The organism is Bacillus cereus group sp. BfR-BA-01523 (assembly GCF_022662615.1).
Lineage (GTDB): Bacteria > Bacillota > Bacilli > Bacillales > Bacillaceae_G > Bacillus_A > Bacillus_A mycoides.
In genome coordinates this window covers 123,037-144,262 of record NZ_JAKUDX010000001.1, presented here as the reverse complement: position 1 = coordinate 144,262, position 21,226 = coordinate 123,037, and the positions used below count along the sequence as shown (strand labels likewise).

The following is a 21,226-nucleotide window of genomic DNA, read 5'->3' as shown; positions in this document are numbered from 1 at the left end:
TAATTATACTCCGGAGAAAATACTTAAAACAACTTATGAGACAAAAATGATTTCATAAGTTGACAATTATCCAACTTTAAAAATAAGCGGAACAAACCTTCAATATTTACTTGTAATGCTCCATCTGGGCATAGAATCAAATACTATAAAAACGAAGCTAACTTGGACTAACGAGGAATTCGAAAAACAAATGCACGCATTAGAACTAGAAGGTTTATTGAATAAGACAGAAGGGAGTTACTATCCAACATGTATGGTTATAACAGCTAATGAAGGAGAAAAACTGTATAACCTATGTGAGCCTCTAATTAAAACTGCACTTAACATAATTGAAAAGTATTCTAATCAAATTGATGCTATGTCTAAAAGAATCGAGACATTTAATCATTTATCTAAAGAATCGTATAGTCTTTTACTATATAGTGGTGTGTTATTAGATTTTGGACAAATAATTAACATTGAAGAAAACTATTTAGAAACAGAACGGCCTTTGAGAAACAATAAAAGATATTATTATGCGATTCTAGAACAAGAACAAACAGACAAAGAGTCCTTTGGAATGTATGGTAATACGTATTTAGATTTAGGAGAAGTTCAAATTGGCCTTTATAGAAACACACGATATACAACTTTGAATTTAATAACTGCGAATAAAGAAACGTTTGAAGAGTATTTTCACGATACTATTACTGATATTAATTATACAAAAAACAATTAGTTAAAAATTTTGTAGCGGCAGATAGACAAGTAGACTTAAATTTAAATTTATTATACGAAAAATTAGGCTTGTATAAAAATTCGCAATCAATTATCCCGGTGTTTAAAGCCAAAGACTTATCTATACTTAACGAAATCGCGAACACAATCAGTAAAGATTTGATCTTATTATGTAAAGAAAATGAAAAGCCTTTAAAAGAATACTTTGCAAGCAGCAGATACTCAAAAGAAATAACTTACGAAGAATTTTTTATTTGGTGGTATCACTTTTTCTATACAAAAATAACTGAAGAATTAATAAAACAAGGCATAATTAGTATCAGCACTCAAGAAAATCAAACATATATAATCTATTAAATACCTAATTTTATAAATATAAGCAGCGTATTATAACTCCACATATGTAGCAGAAGGATATGTGAAAAATCATTTGTAAAATAGATAGTCATCTAAAATTAAACATGAAGAAAACACGATATAAATAGGGGAGATGCACCTTGCAAAAGAAATTTATCAATCCGGAAACTATGCCAGCAACTTTTGGATACTCACATATTGTTGAGGTTAGTAACGCTAAACGGACAATTTACATATCAGGACAAGTAGCGATTAATGTTGATGGTCATATAGTTAGGAATGGCGATTTAGGTACACAAACGCGCCAAGTATTTGAAAATATTAAAGTAGCATTAGAAGCTTCAGAATTAAATTTTAATGATGTAGTAAAATTAACATTTTTCTTGACGGACATTTCTCAAATGGCCATTGTTAGAGATATTCGAGATCAATACATCAACACAAACAATCCACCAGCAAGTTCAGCTGTAGAAGTTAACAAATTGATTAACAATAAATTATTAATCGAAATCGAAGCAATTGCTGTAGCAAACTAATTTTAAAAACTTATTCTTAATCATATCAACGCAATTCGTTCACTTTAAATGAATTGCGTTTTTTATTAACTAAAATATAAATTATACACGGAAACATTCTCATCAATAACACAACATAAATAACTTAAAAAAACAAATAACCACACAATCTACAACACATTATGAACCCAATTAAAAAGGGGAGACTAATAACCGCTACTAACATATAATAAGTTTATTACTTTTTGCTAGTTAACATAATATATATTATACGAAGTTGTATAGAGTAAGTGTTTGCCTGTATCAAAAACCAAGTAAACTATACTTAATGAGACGAAACGGGTATTTTTAATGAGATTCACATAAAATCTTATCTAAATGAATTTCTACAGTTTTTATCGTTTATTTTGCTATAAATTAATCCACAGCAAATCTTAATCGATTGATTATCGTTTAACGAGTCAAAAATAATTTTGATTAGTACGGAATTTTTTTATGCGAAATAAATTTTTCTATATAAATGATAAATTTCATTTTATGTTTTGCTTTATAGATTTATTGCTAATTACATATGTTTTATTATTTTATATTTTTGTTGTTATTTCTTTTATTTACGCTTGACTTTCATTGCATTCTTCATTCTAGTTAACATAACGTTTATTTTTAACGTAAAAAAATCCTCCTCACCTTCAGGAAGATTTCTTTTGCTGGCTAGTAATCCATTTATCTATTTTTAGTAACAATCCCAATTATAAATAACATTGGAAAAATCTAGGTTTAATAAATCTTCCTTGCGTATAAAGAAATTAGCAACACCAGAATCTCCCCACATAATATTTAATGAATCATCTGTATCGATTTGCAGCAATAACATATCGTGTTGTTGGTATTTTTCTTCCCATTCCCTCGGATCTGTCTGTGTGAAAAATGGATAACCGCCAATCTTATGCCCTTGATCTTCGTATAGATCATCATACAGTTCGCCTAATTTTGTTTTATTTTCTTCATCAACAATTTCTTCCCGATCAATGTTTTCCTTAAAAATTTTTTCAAATCGATAATCTCTTGATGTTACCGGTTGATAATCCAATTCAAACTTTAGTTTAGCTGCTTCAGGTATGATAAAATGCTCTAAATCTAAAGTGTTTAAATAACTAAAATCAGTAATAACCTTAGTTAAATCTTCCGTTATTGTAGAATAATAAATAATTCGAAAGTCTTTTTGGCTAGTTGGATGGTCCAAATCTATTCCAAAAAGTTCATCATCAGCACTTACGAAAAATTGTAATAGTCCCTTTTGAGGCATAGTGTCAATATGCGGCATTTCTTCAAAGTTTAACTGCGCAAGTAGCATCATAGGTTGTCCATTTGAGTCTTTAGGATGCTCTTGATTTATAGGTACATACGGATAGCCACCAAACTTACTTTCAAAAAGAGTTGTTTCTGCTTGCGTTCCAGACACTTTAATATACGGTTTCACACTTTTTTCTAAAATACTTCGATACTGCTCTAGTTCTTTCGGTAATTGAAGCTGATACGTATTCTTCATTTCTTCTGCCTCCCTTTAAAGATAAATAATAAATGCCTACCTCAATTATATTGCAAAAGATGGTTTCATTAAAAAAAGCTAAAAATCCGTTTTAACCCTCATTTTTTGCGCACTTGGCGGACAAAGTAAATTATGTTCTGAGACCTTTTTATTAATAGTTGTAATTAACATAGCTGCTTCTGCATTATCCGTTAGTTCTTTTAAATTTTCTTTTAGATGATCTATTTCCTTTGAAAGTTCAATCCACCTAGGCAAAACATGATTATTTTTCAAAGTTCTATAAAGTTGCTTGTCAGGATTATACGAAAGATCTTTATCAAGATTAAGAGGTTTCCCTTTCCCAGGTAAATCATTAAACGCTCCTGTCTTTTCTGCCTGTTTAACGATAGAACTAATATGATCCTCATACGTGAACGACCAAACTTTTTCATCTTTAACTAAAATTTCTTGTTTTTTAAGTTTTTTATCTAGCTCATCTTGATTCATAGATTCTCTCTCCTTTTTATTTTATAGTGTGGTTTTTGTATGTTTTAATGCTCTCAATCCATCAAATAACTTTTCTCGCCACCAAACACTGTCATGACCGCCTTGAAACTCTTCATAAGTCATTTGGTATCCCTTATCTTTTAAAGCTCTATATAAGCGCTTATTAGCCGTTAAAAGGGGTTCGTTTTCAAGTTGTCCTGCTGCCAAATAAAAATGAGGTTGAGACGTATTGGGATTTACAGATGTAATTTGATTTTCAATCCACGGAATTTTATTTTCAAAGCCATCCTTTTTCCAATGTACGGATCCAGACATTGACAACACATTCCCGAAAATATGTGGATTTTGAAGAGCTGCATAAAAAGCTGCTAAGCCACCGAGACTGAAACCGGCAATTGTTGTATTCCTCTCTTCTTGATATACGTGATACTTAGCTTGAATCCACGGAAGTAATTCCTCCGTTAAAAATGTATTCATTTTATCGTTATAGGTTAGCTCTTCTAGCCGATCAACAGGATCTATAGCAACAGCTATACAAGACGGAATTTCTTTTTTATAAATTAAATAATTGAGTGTTCTTGTGATTGAAAGGTCTTTAATAAAAGAATTCCCATCAAATACAATGAGAAGTTCATGAAGGTGTGAAGTTTGAGAATAATTATGAGGAGTATAAATATGAATCTTACGTGTATTATTTAAAGTTGAACTATAGAAAGAATATGTTTCAATTTCTCCAGATGGATAATGATTAGAAGGAAATCGACTATCATACGGCACTTTCATATCTATTTCTAACACGGATGCTTTATTGGCATCTTCTCCAAATACATTTCCATTAAATCGGTCTAGTCGGTACTGCTCACTACGCTTTATCCAATCATTTTCGAAAAAATCATTTACTGAAAAATAGTAAGTTGAAATAAAACGCTTATCCGTTCTAAACGTTCGATACCAAATATCTGTATGTAACAACCGTTGCAATTGATTTACAGACAGATCCCAACCAGGAAAACTACCGAATACATAAACGTTTTCAGTTTTTCGGTCCCCTAACCATATATACGTTATAAGCTTATACCGATTATCTACTGGACACTGTTCTATTAATGGCGTATTATTTGACTTTATTTCATGCAAAAAAGTATAAAAAGCTTTCTCGTTTCCGTTTTTCAATTGATTATTAAGTTCCTCTAACTTTGGACTAATTATTGAAGTCATCCATCTTCCTCCTTTGTATTTCTTTTCACTAGATTGCTTTTATAAAATTTAAGATTAGGATGTTGTGTATTTAGATGAGTTATTTATTAGAAAGTTTATCAATTGCCTGAATAGAAAGCTCCAACGCTTTTATCCGTCTTGTTAAAAGCGTTCTTTGAGGACTACCATCTTTAGACTTATCATAGGCTCTCTCAATTGATGGGAGCAAACCAGCAAGGACATTACGAGCTTCTGCTAACTCTTCTTGGCTATACCGATGACTTTCTTGATTCCACACGTTCTCTAACACTGCTAGCCCTATGCAAACGGCTTTAAGCCTTTTTTTTACTAAGGTAGTATTTGCTCCTTTTTGAGTCATCTGTGAAAAAGCATTTTCAAGTTTACGAATTGTCGATTGTAAAGATTTTATTGATTCCAATTTATCTATCTTTGACACGTTTTCCATGTTAGTGCTGTCCCTTCTGCGTTTCTAATTTATTTTGTTTAATGTTTGATAAAATCGTTAAGAACTTGATTTTACTCGAAATATTTTAACATAAATAACTATATTCAAGTTGGACAATAACTTAAAGGAAAACGGCTACTAAACTTATTCTCTCTCCCTTATATCATTCTATATGTACTTCTTTCTTCTCATTAGAATTCCTATATAAACAAGTTGATAATATTGTATATTTTATGAACTAAAAAAACGCACAAGCTATATTTAACCTGTGCGTCTTCGTCTTTATTCAGTAAGATAGTAAAGTAATAGTTTCCGGGACTTCTCATAATTCATAAAATCTCTATGCAAAATAGGATACTTCACAATTTCTGTTTCTAGAAAACGATATTGTGGAAACCATTCAAAAAACGATTTTCTTAGCCACTGTATTTGCTGAAACGAAATATTCTTTTCTTTTTTATTTAGTACAGAATTTAAAGTTGCTGCTGTATGCATCCAATAATAATTTAAATCAGAACTTATGCAATCATCTTCTGTAAATATATTTTTATAATCTTTCCGTACTTTTAGAATGTCACAATTCGGAAATGGTTTATATAGAGGACTATGTATTTTCTGCAATTCATTAAAAATAACTTCTTTTCCTAATACCAACGTTCCACTCCTTTATTTCTCCATCCAATTCAATAAATTTTCATAATGATTATGAGCATCTTTATAGCCAAGATTATATAAATTAACGAGCTTTTCTTTATTTCTTTCTATTCCGCTTATAGGAAGCTGTGCGCTTGGCTGAATTACATAAAAATTATCTTTTTGTTCGTTGTGATTCATATAAGATACAGTTTCATTATAAAAACGATAATGTTCTACTAAATGCTCTGCGATTTTTGGATATCTTCTATATAAAATTTTAGCTAGTCCAGAAAATTTATTACGCTGCTTCTCGTATCCTTCTGGCTTTGTCATTATAACAACGTTTTTTAAATAACCATCATTTTGCGCTTTAAAAACTGGAATAGGATCTATAATCCCTCCATCTAACAATTTTCGATTATCATATTCTACAGCAGGTGCTATAAACGGCACAGAGCTTGATGCACGAATAATTTTTAAAATATCATTTCCATGTTCTGTTTTATTATAATAAACTGCCTGTCCTGATTCGCAATCAGTCGTTCCGATTACAAACTGTTCATTTGAATTTAGGAAAGTTTGAAAATCAAACGGTACAATTTTGTTTGGTACTTCATCAAATAAAAAATCCATTCCAAATAATTCACGTTTTTGAATTAAGTTTCGATAAGATATATACCTGTGATCTGCTACTAGCTCTGTATTTACTTTCTTATTTCTTCCTTTTTGACGCGACAAATATGTTGCTCCCATACACGCTCCGGCGGATACACCGACTACATACGGAAAGAATAAGTCCCTTTCCATAAAGTATTCGAGTACTCCTGCAGTATATAACCCTTTCATTCCGCCGCCTTCTAATACTAAACCGATATTTTTCATGCTATATCCCTCTGCTTCTGTTTTCTTAATTATATGTTAGCACAAGATTTTAGGATGAGGTTATATAAATTGGTTGCAATAATAACAAAAAACTATTGAAGCAATGTCATAATCTATTAGTCATTCGCATGGTACAATATAAGAAACTCATTCCACATATTATAAAGGAGGAATTTCATATGGGTTTATTTAGTGGTATTTTAGGAAATGCATCAAGTGCGAGTACAGAAAGCGTTGAACGTGATTTAGAAAAGATTATGCTAGATGATGAAAAAGTTGAGCATGCTTATAAATTAATTCGTGATTTAATCGTATTTACAAATCGTCGTCTTATTTTAGTAGATAAACAAGGAATATCAGGTAAAAAAACAGAGTATCATTCTATTCCTTATAAAAGCATTACACAATTTAGCATTGAAACAGCTGGGCATTTTGATTTAGATGCAGAGCTTAAAATTTGGGTATCTAGTATGGATGATCCAATTACGAAAGAATTTAAAGGTGACGATAGTATTTTAAGCATTCAAAAAGCGTTAGTAACATATACGACGAAATAGTTCGTTTTTGTATATTTATTCGAATTCAAAATTACTAACCCGAACTTTTTGGAAGAATATACATTAATTTTGTATATTTAATCTTAGATAACATAAAAAGGTAAAGCATTTAAAATGTGCTTTACCTTTCTTTTTTATAATAAATTAAAGTTGCTTTATCATTTAATTTCTTTTTAAATTCCGTTCCCTTGATAGTTTGGAATAATAAACATCGGGCTGATCCAAAATTTAGATGCCCCTTCTTTACGTGATATACATATCGCTCCGACAAGATTCGTGTTTACGAAAATTTTATAAAATCCACCGTCCAGATTATTTATTCTTGAAATTGTTTTTTCAATAAGTTCATTTGCCGGACTTGTTTCATAGTCCTTATACTTTTCTAATAATGAACTAAATGATTCTACTTGCATTTGAAATATAATCTCTGCATCAATTTCTGTCGCCTTCTCTAATGTTACCAATTTAAACGCTCTCTTAAAGAAGTAATATGAGCTGTATGATGACGACCGTGCCATGCATATAGTCCAATTGCAGCAGCAAGTTTTGTTTCTCCTGATTCAGGATGATTAAATGTCTTTTCTAAATCTGCTGGTTCTAAAGAATATAATAAGTTAACCCATCTTTTATGTAATGAATCTAGCATTACAAGTGAAACATCTACTGGTAATTTTGAGTCAGGTAGCTCTGCCCATTTTTCTTCTTTGTACGGTTTAATAGTTGGATTCTTTTCTGTCAGTGCTAATTTAAAGCGTATATAGCTATTCATATGACTATCAACAACATGATGAACAACTTGACGAACAGTCCATCCACCGACGCGATACGGTGTATCTAACTGCTTCTGATCTAAATTTTTTATCGCTCTTGCTAGTTCATTAGGTAAATCCTCAATTTCTTGAATCCATTTATCAATTATTTCTTCTGTAATAGTTCCTACATAAGTAAATTGACCTATTGGATAACGTAAATCCTTCATGTACATGTCCCTCCCTATTATCTTTAACCCTTAGCGGTCCTCCAAATATAATGTACGAAATTTACGTTTTCCCCGTTTAAATCTACAGTAGTTGTCTCCGCTTCCTTTTCACGAGAAAATCCGTTCTTTTCTAATACAATTTGTGAAGCTATGTTATTTGTTGTTGTCATAGCATGTATTTCATTAATTTCATAGACTCTTGCTTGAGCCAAAATCAATTTTACAGATGCTGCTGCAACTCTTTTTTTAGTAAACTTCTCTCCAACTCGGTAGCCTAACGACCCAATTCGTTTTTCCTTATCTACATCAACTAAATTGATACGTCCTACAATTTCTTTTTCTGTATTACGTATGAGATGAAAATAAGAAATCCCCTCAGTTTGTTCTTTTAATAGTTCGTCAAGTTGCTTTTGAAAGTATTCATACACGTAATAATTAGAGCCACGACTTGGTACCATTGTTTCAAAAAATGATTTGTTCGTGAGTTCAAATTTAAATAAATCTTCAGCGTCTTGATTCTTTAATTGCTCTATGTATATTTCCATCCCGTTTACCCCTTCTTGATTTACTAACTGTTATACATTCTTTTTTAAACGATAATTTTCCTGCTATTTCTTTCGCATCAGTAATACAGCGAGTAGCACTTTCGGATGAAATAGGTGAAATGGACTACGAATTAAATTCATCACTCTTACTAATCGGATATAAACTTCAGAGTCACTTGCAGATAGTTGATATATTTGTTTCGTATACCATAGCTGAAATTTTTGCTTTATCGTTAATTTTCTTTTTAGCTGAGGATGACGTGATATTTCCGTTGTAGTCATTTCCCAAGGAGTTTGTATGATATTAGCAGTTTCTTTATAAAACTGCTGTGTAAATGTTTTATCGAGGCCTTTTCTATCTTGTAGTAGTAATTGCAACTGGTGAGCTTCCATAGCCGCAACTGAAACTCCCTGACCGAAAACGGGATCAAAACGACATTGTGCATCACCGACTACTAACAAACCTTCTGGTAAATGATTAACTAAATCAAATCGCCGACGTACTTGATAAGGAATTTTGTATGTCGTTATATCAGTAATTCCCTCAGCTTTGTTTAGAAAATCTGTCACGTTAGGGATTGATAGATTTTCAGCGAAATCATAAAACTCATCATCTGTTTGTGGTGCTTTCTCATTTGCGTATCCGCTGAAAGTAACAAAATAACGATTATCCTCAATCGTTTGAATAAGAACACCATACGGATTATCAGGGAAACTTGGAGACATTAGCATATTACAGCAGTCTAATTTCTCATTTTCTTTGAGTTTAAACATTTTAGTTGCGTAGAATAAATCGATACGCACTTTCTCTTCTTGCACTTCGATATTGTATTCACGTAACCACGCTATACTTTTTGAACCGAATCCACTCGCATCAACAACAATATCTGCTTGAATTTCTTCTTGCGTGCCAGTCTCTAAACATTTAGCTTTTACTCCACATACTTTGTTAAGCTTTACATCTACTAATAACCCTTCAACCAATGTTCCAAATTTAATGATTACATTTGAAATTTGATCCATTCTTTTTTGGATATGCCATTCAAGTAAAAGCCTACTTTGTTGAATCATATGCACTTCTCCTATGAATGGTTGTTTCCATAAACCAAATTGATGCCATTTTATATCACGAGTAAAGTTATTTACGATGCTGCCTGCTTCTATTAATTCATTAGTAATAGTAGGAAACAATTCCTCGATTGCATTTTCTCCACCTTTTAATAACACATGAGGATGATTACTTTGTGAAACTCTTTTTCTCAAAGCTTTTCCATCCCATCTTTCGCCGACTTCTATAATGATTACTTCTTTAAAAGAAGTTGATAATGCTTTTGCTGCGAGTTTTCCTGCTATACTTCCGCCAATAACGATAGCCTTATTAAACATATTTACCCCCTTAATGAAAAAAGATCCTGCCTTGTATGAATGAAACAGGATCTAAACGAAGAATTACTAAATTAAAACACATGAGTAAATTGCAACGTTAAAATTAAAATACCTAATCCCCATACGTAATACGCGAATACTTTTAAGGAGTGACGTTTTAAATATTGAATCATCCATGAAACAGCTATGTAACCAAAAAACGCTGCTGATAACGTGCCGACAATTAAAGATGTACTAGAAATAGATTCTGCTTTCCCTTGATAAACATCTGCAAATTGCAAGATGATTGCTCCGACTATTGCTGGCGTAGATAATAAAAACGAAAAATATGCTGCTGTTTCACGGTCTAGTTTTCTCCATAAAGCAGCGACGATTGTCATACCAGAGCGAGAAATTGCTGGGAAAATAGCAGCCGCTTGAAATGAACCGATAATAAATGCATCTTTATATGTAATGTCATCCATTTTTTTACGACCGTTTTTTTGTTTATCGGCCATGTAGAGAAAGAAACCTGTCACTAAAAACTCCCATCCAATCGTAATACCTGTTTTTGAAATATCTTCAAAGAAGTCTTTAAATAACAATCCGATTACAACTGCAGGTATCGTCCCAACAATAAGCAATAACATTAGTTTTGAAAATGGATTTTTAATTAAGTATATAAATTCTTTTTTGTAATAAATAAACACTGCAAGCAAAGTCCCGATATGCAGCATCGTATCTAAAAACAATCCAGCTTCATCTAATTGAAACAAATGCCTTCCTAAATAAAGATGTCCTGTACTACTAATCGGCAAAAACTCTGTTAAACCTTGTATTATCCCTAATATAAAAGCTTCTAACCAATTCATGATGGTCCCCTTTCTCTTTTGCTTGTACCAATATATGAAGGTTCAATTTTCGATATGAAAAAAACTATTTTTCTCTATGAATTTACTTTTATTTCATGGATATATATGTAAAAAGGAGTAAGGAGGGTTACTATGTGGCAACATACGAAATTCGGCAATGTATTACTGTGGGCAGGACCTATCCTTGTGTTTATAGGGTTATGTATGACAAATGTTATTTCAGATATTCCTTTTTTTGAAGGAAAACATAAAACGCTTGGAATTATAATTTTATTTATAGGGCTTTTCTGTTTAATTGCTGCTAATCATTTTAAAAAAGGAGAAAGAAATGAAGAATGAAACACAAAAAAACAATCCTAGTATATGTGCTAGGATTGTTTTTTTACTTATTTATAAAACACTTTATCAACGTTATATTTCGCTTTGTACTTATTAATGATGTATGTTTCGTAAATTTCTCTTTCAGTTGGATCTTCTACGATACATGCATCGATACGGTATACTTCATCACGATTATTTTTGATTGGTGAAACATTATCTTCAAAATGCTTTTTAATACGTTGTCTAATTTTACGAGCTTTACCTACGAAAAGAAGTTCGTCATTAATATTGTAAAACATAAAAATGCCGCCTTTATCTCTAGGGAACAAGTGGAAATCGATAAAACCGTTAATTGGAGTAATTAATGGCTCGTCTCCTTTAATAACTTGGTTACGTTCAGTAATTGAAACATCAGCTTCAGGAATATTAATTTTAATCAAGTTCATTCACGTCCTCTTTTATTATAAAGATAAATAATAGCATAAGTATGTAAGAAAAGCTATGTTAAGAGAGATATTTCATTTTATAATTCAAATATTATAGGTATATCATGTAAACTTTTTCTCCAAATCATATGATCGTTTGATTCGCCCCAATAATCCTTCAGCACATAACTAGGTTTTCCAAACTTTTTTGTCCATATACTTTGTGCTTTTTTGTATCCACTATCTAAACAGCATTCGGTTATTCCTCTGCTAAGTAATGTAAGATACATTGTATTTAGCAGTAAACTCCCTATACCTTTTCTTTGATACTCCGGAAGTATAAATACAGTTCCTATTTCATACAAATCCTTAAGTACACCGTCTGTACAACTATTAATCAATGCACTTGCTGGACCGATTTCAATCGTTCCAATGATTTTATCGTTACTTGTATCTATCGCTAATAAAAAGTAACGATTTTCTCCATTACTATCAAAATCATTTTTTAAATATTTCTTTTTCGAGTTAATTTCATTTTCTATGTCATCTAATAATTGGGATAACCCTTCATTTTTATATGTATTCGTAATAACTATACGGAAAAACAAGTATAGTTCATCTATATCATCCGAATTCGGCCTTCTAATTTCAATGTTATACATGGCTTACATCTCCAATCTTTGAAAATATATGAGAAAGTGTATTCGTTCAAAAAGATTTTATGCAATTGTTAAGACCATACTTTATATACTCTATTCATTATTATTCTACACAACTCTGCATAGATCCAGCAGTATAAAAAACTCAGTATAAATATTAATGTAATAACTTTTATATCCATAGTCGTATGAATAGTAGGACCAAGTACAGGAAAACGGAAGATATCGAGAATGATCATAATTCCTATAAGTAGACATATCGCTGAAAAGGAAATTACCCAAATCCTCCTCTTGAATTGTAAAAAGGATACTCCTAACGCTATACCTAATAAGCCTGTAGTAAAGGGAAAGACAATTAGTTCACTTGGCTCAATAATGAATAATAGGAAAATAGTAAGAATATAAGAAAGTACTCCCTCACGAATAGAATAACAAATAGCTAGAAAAATCGGTAGCGTCGCGAAAGGACTAATAAATAACCCAATTCCAGGGATTAAGTTCCCCGCAGATTGAAAAATAGCAGCAAATGAACCGAGTAATGCTGTAATGACTAACCTACTTGCAGGCGTCACCTTTCTTTTATGAACAAAATTCGCATCCTGCTCTATCATCCATTGATACCAATAGCTTCTAAAGCGATTCATCAAATTCCCCCCTAAAGAGACTTAATTCACCACTTTCTATTTTTATTCAAATACTTATTGGTTATGTTTTACTTTCTGCTTGTTAGGAATCACTATACAATAGATGTTTATCCATAGAAGGTTTTCAAGGGGCTCTAAGTCGTGCGTTTGAAAAAGTGTGAATTCCATATATTTTTAGACTAAGAGTTTATACCGTATCATAGAACAATTTCAAAAATAGTACCTTTGTTAAAATCCGTTACTTTCATAGATCCATAAACCCCTAAATATAATCTAGTTTGATCTCCGTTTGTTCCCAAGCTCATATAATAAGCTGCTTGAGCACCAAAATCATAATTGGTTTCAATAACATGAAAATCATTACGTTTCCCGTCTAGAGCTGCTCTAGTAAAAGCTAACACTCCCTTTACTGGGGATTGAGATTCTTCTTTCTTAGCAAGATCAGTAAACACGATACTACCAGTTAAACTAGGAATTGTAGTTCCCATATATGGTTGTACTCCTGTAAGTGCGGTTCCTCCAAACTTATCTGCTCTGGAATCTTTATGAAAATAATTAATTAGGGGCTGTATGCGCCTCACTGATGTTTCTATTGTTTCATTATAATAAGCCATTGTTCTCTCATCCAAAGTAGGATTCTCAGAACAGTGCCTTATAAAAGAAGTAGGAAATTCTCCTTCCCATCCTCGCCAACCAAAATTAATAAATCCATCTTGATTGGGAGTGGATCTCATTAAATACGTTTGAACAAGTTCGGTAACCGGTATGGGTTTATAATGAACAAACGAAAAAATAGACTCTACAATATCCTGCCCAACATTTCCAGCATATTTGATATATTGATTATAAAACCATTGAAATGAAATACCTGTTATATTCCGAACTCCTTTCGCAATTACTGTAAGTGTTTCTTGTATAGATAAAGGAAACTCATTAAAGCGTGTAACTACTGGAGGGTTATTTATGAATGTATTTTTACTTACATCAATTTCAATTATTTTACCCGCTATTTCTAAATCATCCTGGCTTAAATTAAATGGATCATAACCCGATCCACCATCTCCATTTGTAAAAACAAGTTTTCCACTCTCAGGTGAAAAGTTTAAACTATTGACTCCGTTATGATTAAAAAAGGGCCTTCTTATGTTAAGTAATGTCCGTCGTTTTTGAGGTTGACTATGTGATTGTAAAATCCATTCCTCAACCGTATCAATATGATCATATTGAGTATCTCTATTTACCCACTTTAAGTTTAAAGTTTTCGGATCACACGGATTAGGTTTAAAAGGTTCAGAAAGGGCACCCGGACCTTGAGTGCCAGCTACTGAATAATGAAGGTAAAATAAACCGTTTTGATAAAATTGTGGATGAAACGCTAGTCCTAGCAATCCGCGTTCATCATAACCGCTACTAGAGACACCTTCTTCAAACGTGCCTAATTTGATAATTCGCGGGCGAATATCTAAAAAAGTCCTTATAACTCCGTCTCCTATGTAAAAGATTTCTCCTACCTGGGTTGCAATAAATAACCTTTCAATTGAGTCACCTGGTAGTATAGTTGTTTTCAAAACAGTAGGTAAATTGAACTTACTTGCAATGGGTCGTAAACTAACCTTAACTTTTGTCAACTTACTTTACACCCCTTTAATTGCGTTTTATTAAAAGAGTATGATTAGAACTGTTCGATTAGTATTCAATTAGGGACTAGGGAATTGGATACTATTTCTGGCTGCGCTGCATTTCCTGCTTCTCCATATAACTGCGCATCCGTCGCATATATTCAGGTGCGTCCATTGGATTACCTGCGATCATTTCAATTATACAGAGTCTTTTAGCGCTTTCCTTTTCAGCATGGATTATAGCCTGATCAAGCTCTCCATAGGTCCGGACCGTAACGGTAAACGCGTTACCTCCAAAAGCTTCGGCCAGCTTGGTGTAAGACCATCGAGGGATTTGGTTGTACTTTTGATCCTCTGTTTTGACATTTAAATATCTCTCGATTGTATAACCATCGTTGTTCAAAACAAAGATTATGGGCTTGCAGCCGTAATAGAGCATAGAACTGATTTCCTGTGCCGTTAGCTGCAGGGCACCGTCACCTGTAAATACCAATACTCGGCGTTCCGGCGCGGCCATAATAGCACCAAACGCCGAAGGGATTGCGTAACCGATGGACTGCCATCCACCTTGTCCAATATATGTTACATTGCCCGGCAGTCTGACCTCTCCCATTCCATAATAAAACGTTCCGGTCTCGGCGATTACAATATCCCCATCTTTCAGCATGCGCTGAAAACGCGGATAATAGCCGTCCGCCAATAGAGGTCCGTCGACATTAGTTGTTAATTGATCGTAAGGAAATGAATTTTTTTCTGTCAAACCTTTGCCCGTATAACTCAATTTCTGAACGGCAAGTAGCATGTCGGCTGCAAGAACATTCAGATATTCCGCCTCAGCGATTTTAACCATATCTGGTTGAATATTGACAGTTATCAGCGGGTTCAGCTTTGCGGTAAAACTTGCGGTGTTTGTGTCCGCCCATACCATGCCAATCGCAATGATACAATCTGCAGTCTCCACTGTACTTTGGACTTCAGTCATCCCGAAAGAGCCTAAATACATTCCGATATAATTTGGATGGTTCTCGTCGAATCCACCCTTCCCGTAAATCATCGTTACAACAGGCACATTCATTGCATCGGCTAGCTGCTGAGTCGCTGTCTGAAGGCCGAATCGCATCGTTTTCACATCCACCAGGATAACCGGTCGTTGGGCACGTTCCAAAAGCGGACGGACATGATTCACTGCAGCCTGAAGGGTATTCGGGTTGGAGGTTGGACGTGGTGGTACCGGTTCTGCCCAGACTTTAATCGGCTTGGTCACTAAATCATTAGCCACAACCACGTATACCGGCTTTTTCTTTTCCTTAGCAATGCGAATCGCAGTCTGAATTTCAATCTTGGCATTTTCCGGCGTAAGCACTGCGGTATATGCCGTAATCTGCTCATACACCTTGCGAAAAACGTCAAAATTTCCATCCATTAAGGTGTGATGCATAAGCTTATGCTCTTTTTGATCCTTCTCAGGAGGCGCACCCACAATGTGTATAATTGGTACATGCTCGCTGTTGGCTCCCGCTATCGCATTGCATGCACTGAGCTCCCCGACCCCAAATGTCGTAATAAGAGCCGATATTCCTTTGATTCTTGCATAGCCATCTGCAGCGTAGCCCGAGTTTAGTTCATTTCGTCCTTCTATAAAACGGATGCCGTTATAACACTCCAAAGTATCAAGAAGTGTAAAATTATAGTCCCCTGCGACACCAAAAATTTCGGTAATGCCCTCGAGTTTCAGGCAATCGAACAAATACTGGCCAACCGTTTTTGGATCAGGTCCCCTTTGTAAACCAAAGCTGCCCGTATTAATCATGTTGTCCATCGCTTGCTCACTCCTTATCTATTTCTTTGGCTTGTTCTATTTTATAGTACCCTTTTTGATAATTCCCTTTAATTAAACCGGTTATCCGTTGTGCAACAATTAATCGGGAAGAAATGCTCCTTATCTTTGGAGATATTCATAAAACAAGAGAAGGAGGAGAAACACTAAAACATTACAAGAATGTATTAATTAATCTTCTAATGTTCTTTTTAAATTGTTTCCCTTTAAAACATCCCATTTATCATGCTCCTCACTCTGTTTTGCAAAAGTCTAGCTTACTTTTTAAAATTTTGTAACAGAACCTTAAAAATAATAAAAACCCACGAAGAAAATGCATTTTCTTCGTGGGTTTAGTTATTTAAATGGACCTTCACCTACTAACTCAAGAAGCATCCGCACCTTCAAACTGACTATTATAAAGCGAAGCATAGAAACCATCAGCTTTCAATAACTCTTCATGATTACCTTGTTCTACAATATCTCCGTCTTTCATGACAAGGATTAAATCTGCATCACGTATTGTTGATAATCTATGAGCGATAATGAAGCTTGTTCTACCTTCCATAAGGTTTTCCATCGCTTTTTGAATCAGTACTTCTGTACGAGTGTCAATGGAGCTTGTTGCTTCATCGAGTATTAATATTTTCGGATCCGCTATAAGGGCACGTGCAATTGTTAGTAGTTGCTTTTGTCCTTGGGATACGTTGCTTGCTTCCTCGTTTAGTTCCATTTGATATTTATTTGGTAATGTTTTTACGAAGTTGTGAACGTGAGCTGCTTTCGCTGCTTCAATTACTTCTTCGTCTGTAGCATCGAGTCTACCGTAACGTATATTTTCCATGATGGAGCCGTTAAATAGCCAAGTGTCTTGAAGTACCATACCAAACATGTTGCGCAGGTCTTCTCGCGTGAAGTCTTTTATATCGTGACCGTCGATACATATTGCACCGCTGTTTATGTCATAGAAACGCATTAACAGTTTTACAATCGTTGTTTTACCAGCTCCGGTTGGTCCGACGATTGCTACCTTTTGTCCAGGTTTAATGTTAGATGAGAAATTATTGATGATGATCTTATCTGGATTGTATCCAAATTGAACATCTTGGAAGGTAACTTCTCCTTGAACTTTTTGCAGCTTCACTGGATTTTCTGCTTCTGGCACTTCCTCTTCTTCTTCTAAAAATTCGAAGACTCTTTCTGCAGCAGCTGCAGTAGATTGAAGTACGTTCGCGATTTGTGCTACTTGAGCGATTGGTTGCGTAAAGCTTCTAACATATTGCACAAAGGCTAAAATGTCTCCAACTGCGATGGTTCTCTTTACCGCAAGCCATCCACCTAAAATAGATACAGCGACGTAACCGATATTACCGATAAATGTCATAATCGGCATCATCATTCCAGATAAAAATTGAGATTTCCATGCGGAATGGTAAAGGGTATCATTTACCTTTTCGAATTTTTTCACTTCTTCTTCTTCTTTGTTGAAGGCTTTTACGATATTGTGACCACTATAAATTTCTTCGACCTGACCGTTTACGTGTCCTAAATATTCTTGCTGGGATTTGAAGTATTTTTGTGATCGTTTTACGACTGCCATGATGAGAATCATCGATACTGGCAATATTAAAAGCGCCACTAATGTCATTTGCCAGCTGATTGATAACATCATGATAAGTACACCGATGATTGTAATAACGGATGTGATGATTTGCGACATACTTTGGTTTAAAGTTTGGCTCACCGTATCTACGTCATTTGTAATTCTCGATAATACTTCGCCGTGCGTTGTTTTATCAAAGTACTTCAGCGGCATACGGTTAATTTTTTCATCGATTTCTTTTCTGAAGTTATAAGATACTTTTTGAGCTACTCCAGAAATAATGTACCCCTGGATAATACCAAACACAGTGCTCAGTATATATAATCCAAGGAGTAAAATGACAATGTTTCCGATATAGGTAAAGTCAATGGCCGCACCGGGTGCTCCTGATACTTTGCTTACGAGTCCTTCGAAAAGTTTTGTTGTCGCGTTTCCTAAAATTTTTGGACCAACGATTGTAAAGGCTGCACTGCCGATTGCGAAAAGGATAACGATTAAGATTGATAATTTATAGGGCTTCAAGTATTGAAGGAGTTTATTCATCGTTCCTTTGAAGTTTTTTGCTTTCTCAATCTTTCTCATGCCGCCGCCCATAGGACCGCCACCGCCAGGACCAGGGCCGCTTTGTTTTCTATTTTCTATTTTTCTATCACTCATGATGACAACTCCTCTCTTGAAAGTTGTGATAAAGCAATTTGCTTATAAACTTCACAGTTTCCCATAAGCTCTTCATGAGTACCAGTTCCAATTATTTTTCCTTCGTCAAGTACAATAATCTTATCGGCATTCATGATTGTACTGATTCTTTGGGCAATAAGTAAAATAGTACTTCCTGTAATCTCATTGTTTAAAGCTCTGCGCAATGCTGCGTCTGTCTTAAAGTCAAGAGCTGAGAAACTATCATCGAATATGAAGATTTCCGATTTTTTCGTAAGAGCACGCGCAATAGAAAGTCTTTGTTTTTGACCACCGGAAACGTTCGTACCACCTTGTGATATTTCTGTGCGGAAGCTTTCAGGCTTCGCGTTAATAAACTCCATAGCTTGCGCGATTTCCGCCGCTTTTTCGAGTTCTTCTTCAGTTGCTTCTTTTTTACCGTATTTCAAATTACTCTCGATTGTACCTGAGAAGAGAACTCCTTTTTGCGGTACATAACCAATTTTCTCTCTTAATTCCTTCTGAGATACTTCTCTAATATCCGTGCCATCTATTAATATTTGGCCGCTTGTGACATCGTAAAAGCGTGGAATTAAGTTGATTAATGTTGATTTACCACTACCTGTACTTCCGATGAAAGCTGTCGTTTCACCAGGTTTTGCAGTAAAGGTGATATTGGAAAGCACATCTTCTTCTGCACCTGGGTATCTAAAGCCAACATTTTTAAATTCAACGTAACCTTTCTTGTCTGAAGCAAATGTTTTCGGCTCTTTTACATCACTAATGGTAATGTCAGTATCTAAAACTTCTGCGATACGTTGTGCGGAAACTGAAGCACGTGGAACCATAATAGATACCATTGAAATCATTAAGAAGGCCATGATGATTTGCATTGTATATTGCATAAATGCCATCAAATCACCAACTTGCATATGTCCCATATCCACTTGGTGTGATCCAACCCAAATAATAAGTACAGTAACCGCATTCATGATAAACATCATCATTGGCATCATAAATGACATTAAACGGCTTACAAATAAATTTGTTTTTGTTAAATCTTGATTTCCTTTTTCAAATTTCTTTTCTTCATGTTTTTGAGTATTAAAAGCACGAATAACGAGCATACCGGTTAAAGATTCACGAGTGATTAAGTTAATTTTATCTACTAACTTTTGGATACGCTTAAACTTAGGAATCGCGATGCTAAATAAACCAATGACTAGGCTTAAAATCGCAATTACCGCAACTGCGATAATCCATCCCATTGAAAGGTCTGTAGTAAGTACTTTAATAATGCCGCCGATACCTAAAATTGGTGCATAGAATACAATGCGAAGCATCATAACCATAAGTGTTTGAACTTGTTGGATATCATTTGTACTTCTTGTGATTAGAGATGCAGTGGAAAACTTATCAAACTCCGCATTCGAGAAGTTTGTAACTTTCCGGAATACTTTCTTTCTAAGGTCTCTGCCGAGTCCTGCAGCTACTTTTGCAGCAAGTAAACTCACGATAACGGTAGCTGCCATACTTACTAAGGATAAAAGCAGCATTTTCCCGCCGGAAGTAAGGATAAAATTAGATTGAAGTTTATCAGTATTGATACCGATTTTCTTATACTCATTCTCAATGTATGAAACAGCTGATTGTGTTACCATGCTGCCTGGCATATTCTTAAACTTTTCATCTGCCTTTTCTTTCATTGCATTGATTTGATCTTGAGGAAGTTTCGCAATGACTGCAAAAGGATCTGTATTTGGCGGAAGTTTCGCTGGTGTGTTGTTGTCACCTGTCGCAGCAGGAGAGAAAGCAGATGAGCCACCTTTTTCAATTCCTTGTGTAATTAACATTGGTTTCCCAAAGATATCGTTAAGTTCGTTAATTATTTTTTTATCTTCTGTATGTAACTTATAAAGTGGCTCTTTATCAAGCTGCTGATAATCTTTTAAGTCATTTTTCAGTTCACTTTGAGAGAGGTTGTTCTTATCTAAAAGCACATAGTTATCAGCAACTTTTTTCTTCTCATTTTCATTCATAAAGAGCGTAAGTTTATCCATTTCACTTTTACGAATAACCTCAGGTACTGCATTTTCTACTCCTTTTTGTTGAATCCCTACATTGACAATGTTAGACATGTAGTCTGGCAGTGATAGATCGCATACTGCCTGTACAGTTAAAAGACATACAACTGCAATGATGGAAGCAATAAATGGTTTTAAATGTTTGATAATCTTTAACATTTAGTTCATCTCTCCATTTTCTTTGTCTAATTTTTTTAGTTTTTACTCCGCTTCTCTCCTTTATTCTTCGTATTCTCAGTAATTCATTCTAGCAGCTCTTTACGTATTTTCGACTA

20 protein-coding genes and 2 pseudogenes are annotated in these 21,226 nt (G+C 34.2%); 4 read left to right on the top strand and 18 right to left on the bottom strand.

The features are described from left to right. Positions 1-115: 115 nt before the first annotated feature. Both MR066_RS00655 and MR066_RS00650 read left to right on the top strand, forming a co-directional pair. A pseudogene (locus MR066_RS00655) lies at positions 116-1,074 on the top strand (hypothetical protein). 140 nt (positions 1,075-1,214) lie between these two features. After that, the gene (locus MR066_RS00650; RefSeq protein WP_242245605.1) at positions 1,215-1,610 is read left to right on the top strand and encodes a RidA family protein; all 396 of its coding nucleotides are present in this window, start codon (positions 1,215-1,217) and stop codon (positions 1,608-1,610) included. Between the two features lie 712 nt (positions 1,611-2,322). On the opposite strand, the gene MR066_RS00645 is transcribed toward MR066_RS00650, so the two are convergent. From MR066_RS00645 to MR066_RS00620, 6 genes are all read right to left on the bottom strand, one after another. Continuing rightward, complete coding sequence (locus MR066_RS00645) at positions 2,323-3,138, bottom strand: YwqG family protein (RefSeq protein WP_242245604.1); 816 nt, start codon at positions 3,136-3,138, stop codon at positions 2,323-2,325. 78 nt (positions 3,139-3,216) lie between these two features. Further along, complete coding sequence (locus MR066_RS00640) at positions 3,217-3,624, bottom strand: DnaJ family domain-containing protein (protein WP_113936396.1); 408 nt, start codon at positions 3,622-3,624, stop codon at positions 3,217-3,219. A gap of 21 nt (positions 3,625-3,645) precedes the next feature. Next, positions 3,646-4,842: an alpha/beta hydrolase-fold protein gene (locus MR066_RS00635; RefSeq protein WP_219302415.1), complete on the bottom strand. Its 1,197-nt coding sequence runs from the start codon at positions 4,840-4,842 to the stop codon at positions 3,646-3,648. A 79-nt stretch (positions 4,843-4,921) separates the two neighbouring features. Continuing rightward, entirely contained in the window at positions 4,922-5,287 is a 366-nt protein-coding gene (locus MR066_RS00630; protein ID WP_113936397.1) for a hypothetical protein, read from the bottom strand. Between the two features lie 282 nt (positions 5,288-5,569). Continuing rightward, positions 5,570-5,941 (bottom strand): YxiJ-like family protein, encoded by a 372-nt coding sequence (locus tag MR066_RS00625; RefSeq protein WP_242245603.1) that lies wholly within the window; start codon positions 5,939-5,941, stop codon positions 5,570-5,572. 12 nt (positions 5,942-5,953) lie between these two features. Next, on the bottom strand, positions 5,954-6,805 hold the full coding sequence (locus MR066_RS00620; RefSeq protein WP_242245601.1) for a patatin-like phospholipase family protein: 852 nt from the start codon (positions 6,803-6,805) through the stop codon (positions 5,954-5,956). Positions 6,806-6,984: 179 nt separating this feature from the next. Here MR066_RS00620 and MR066_RS00615 point away from each other — a divergent pair, with 179 nt between their 5' ends. After that, positions 6,985-7,362 (top strand): PH domain-containing protein, encoded by a 378-nt coding sequence (locus MR066_RS00615; RefSeq protein ID WP_002065713.1) that lies wholly within the window; start codon positions 6,985-6,987, stop codon positions 7,360-7,362. Positions 7,363-7,483: 121 nt separating this feature from the next. Here MR066_RS00615 and MR066_RS00610 read toward each other — a convergent pair. The 5 genes and pseudogenes from MR066_RS00610 to MR066_RS00590 form a co-directional block, all read right to left on the bottom strand. Next, positions 7,484-7,880 (bottom strand): annotated as a pseudogene (locus MR066_RS00610) (GNAT family N-acetyltransferase). Then, positions 7,820-8,341: a YfiT family bacillithiol transferase gene (locus tag MR066_RS00605; protein WP_219302409.1), complete on the bottom strand. Its 522-nt coding sequence runs from the start codon at positions 8,339-8,341 to the stop codon at positions 7,820-7,822. Before MR066_RS00605 ends, MR066_RS00610 begins: the two are co-directional and overlap by 61 nt. Before the next feature lie 23 nt (positions 8,342-8,364). Beyond that, positions 8,365-8,886, bottom strand: coding sequence for a GNAT family N-acetyltransferase (locus MR066_RS00600; protein WP_242245600.1), 522 nt, complete (start codon positions 8,884-8,886; stop codon positions 8,365-8,367). A gap of 63 nt (positions 8,887-8,949) precedes the next feature. Continuing rightward, on the bottom strand, positions 8,950-10,272 hold the full coding sequence (locus MR066_RS00595; protein WP_242245599.1) for an NAD(P)-binding protein: 1,323 nt from the start codon (positions 10,270-10,272) through the stop codon (positions 8,950-8,952). 71 nt (positions 10,273-10,343) lie between these two features. Further along, a complete protein-coding gene (locus tag MR066_RS00590; protein ID WP_002085334.1) occupies positions 10,344-11,123 on the bottom strand; it encodes an undecaprenyl-diphosphate phosphatase in 780 nt (259 codons plus the stop codon). Between the two features lie 132 nt (positions 11,124-11,255). On the opposite strand from MR066_RS00590, the gene MR066_RS00585 reads away from it, so the two are divergent. Beyond that, on the top strand, positions 11,256-11,462 hold the full coding sequence (locus tag MR066_RS00585) for a hypothetical protein (protein WP_002136543.1): 207 nt from the start codon (positions 11,256-11,258) through the stop codon (positions 11,460-11,462). A 47-nt stretch (positions 11,463-11,509) separates the two neighbouring features. Here the strand turns inward: MR066_RS00585 and MR066_RS00580 are convergent, their stop codons facing one another. From MR066_RS00580 to MR066_RS00550, 7 genes are all read right to left on the bottom strand, one after another. Continuing rightward, complete coding sequence (locus tag MR066_RS00580; protein WP_002013261.1) at positions 11,510-11,890, bottom strand: nucleotide excision repair endonuclease; 381 nt, start codon at positions 11,888-11,890, stop codon at positions 11,510-11,512. 77 nt (positions 11,891-11,967) lie between these two features. Continuing rightward, positions 11,968-12,531, bottom strand: coding sequence for a GNAT family N-acetyltransferase (locus MR066_RS00575; RefSeq protein WP_242245598.1), 564 nt, complete (start codon positions 12,529-12,531; stop codon positions 11,968-11,970). 68 nt (positions 12,532-12,599) lie between these two features. Further along, on the bottom strand, positions 12,600-13,172 hold the full coding sequence (locus MR066_RS00570; protein ID WP_002013264.1) for a YybS family protein: 573 nt from the start codon (positions 13,170-13,172) through the stop codon (positions 12,600-12,602). 197 nt (positions 13,173-13,369) lie between these two features. Further along, entirely contained in the window at positions 13,370-14,800 is a 1,431-nt protein-coding gene (locus MR066_RS00565) for a PQQ-dependent sugar dehydrogenase (RefSeq protein WP_242245597.1), read from the bottom strand. Positions 14,801-14,891: 91 nt separating this feature from the next. Continuing rightward, positions 14,892-16,610: an alpha-keto acid decarboxylase family protein gene (locus tag MR066_RS00560; protein ID WP_242245596.1), complete on the bottom strand. Its 1,719-nt coding sequence runs from the start codon at positions 16,608-16,610 to the stop codon at positions 14,892-14,894. A gap of 382 nt (positions 16,611-16,992) precedes the next feature. Beyond that, positions 16,993-18,867 (bottom strand): ABC transporter ATP-binding protein, encoded by a 1,875-nt coding sequence (locus tag MR066_RS00555; RefSeq protein WP_002165711.1) that lies wholly within the window; start codon positions 18,865-18,867, stop codon positions 16,993-16,995. Then, positions 18,864-21,110, bottom strand: a complete 2,247-nt coding sequence (locus MR066_RS00550; RefSeq protein ID WP_242245595.1) for an ABC transporter ATP-binding protein — start codon at positions 21,108-21,110, stop codon at positions 18,864-18,866. Before MR066_RS00550 ends, MR066_RS00555 begins: the two co-directional genes overlap by 4 nt. Positions 21,111-21,226: the final 116 nt, after the last annotated feature.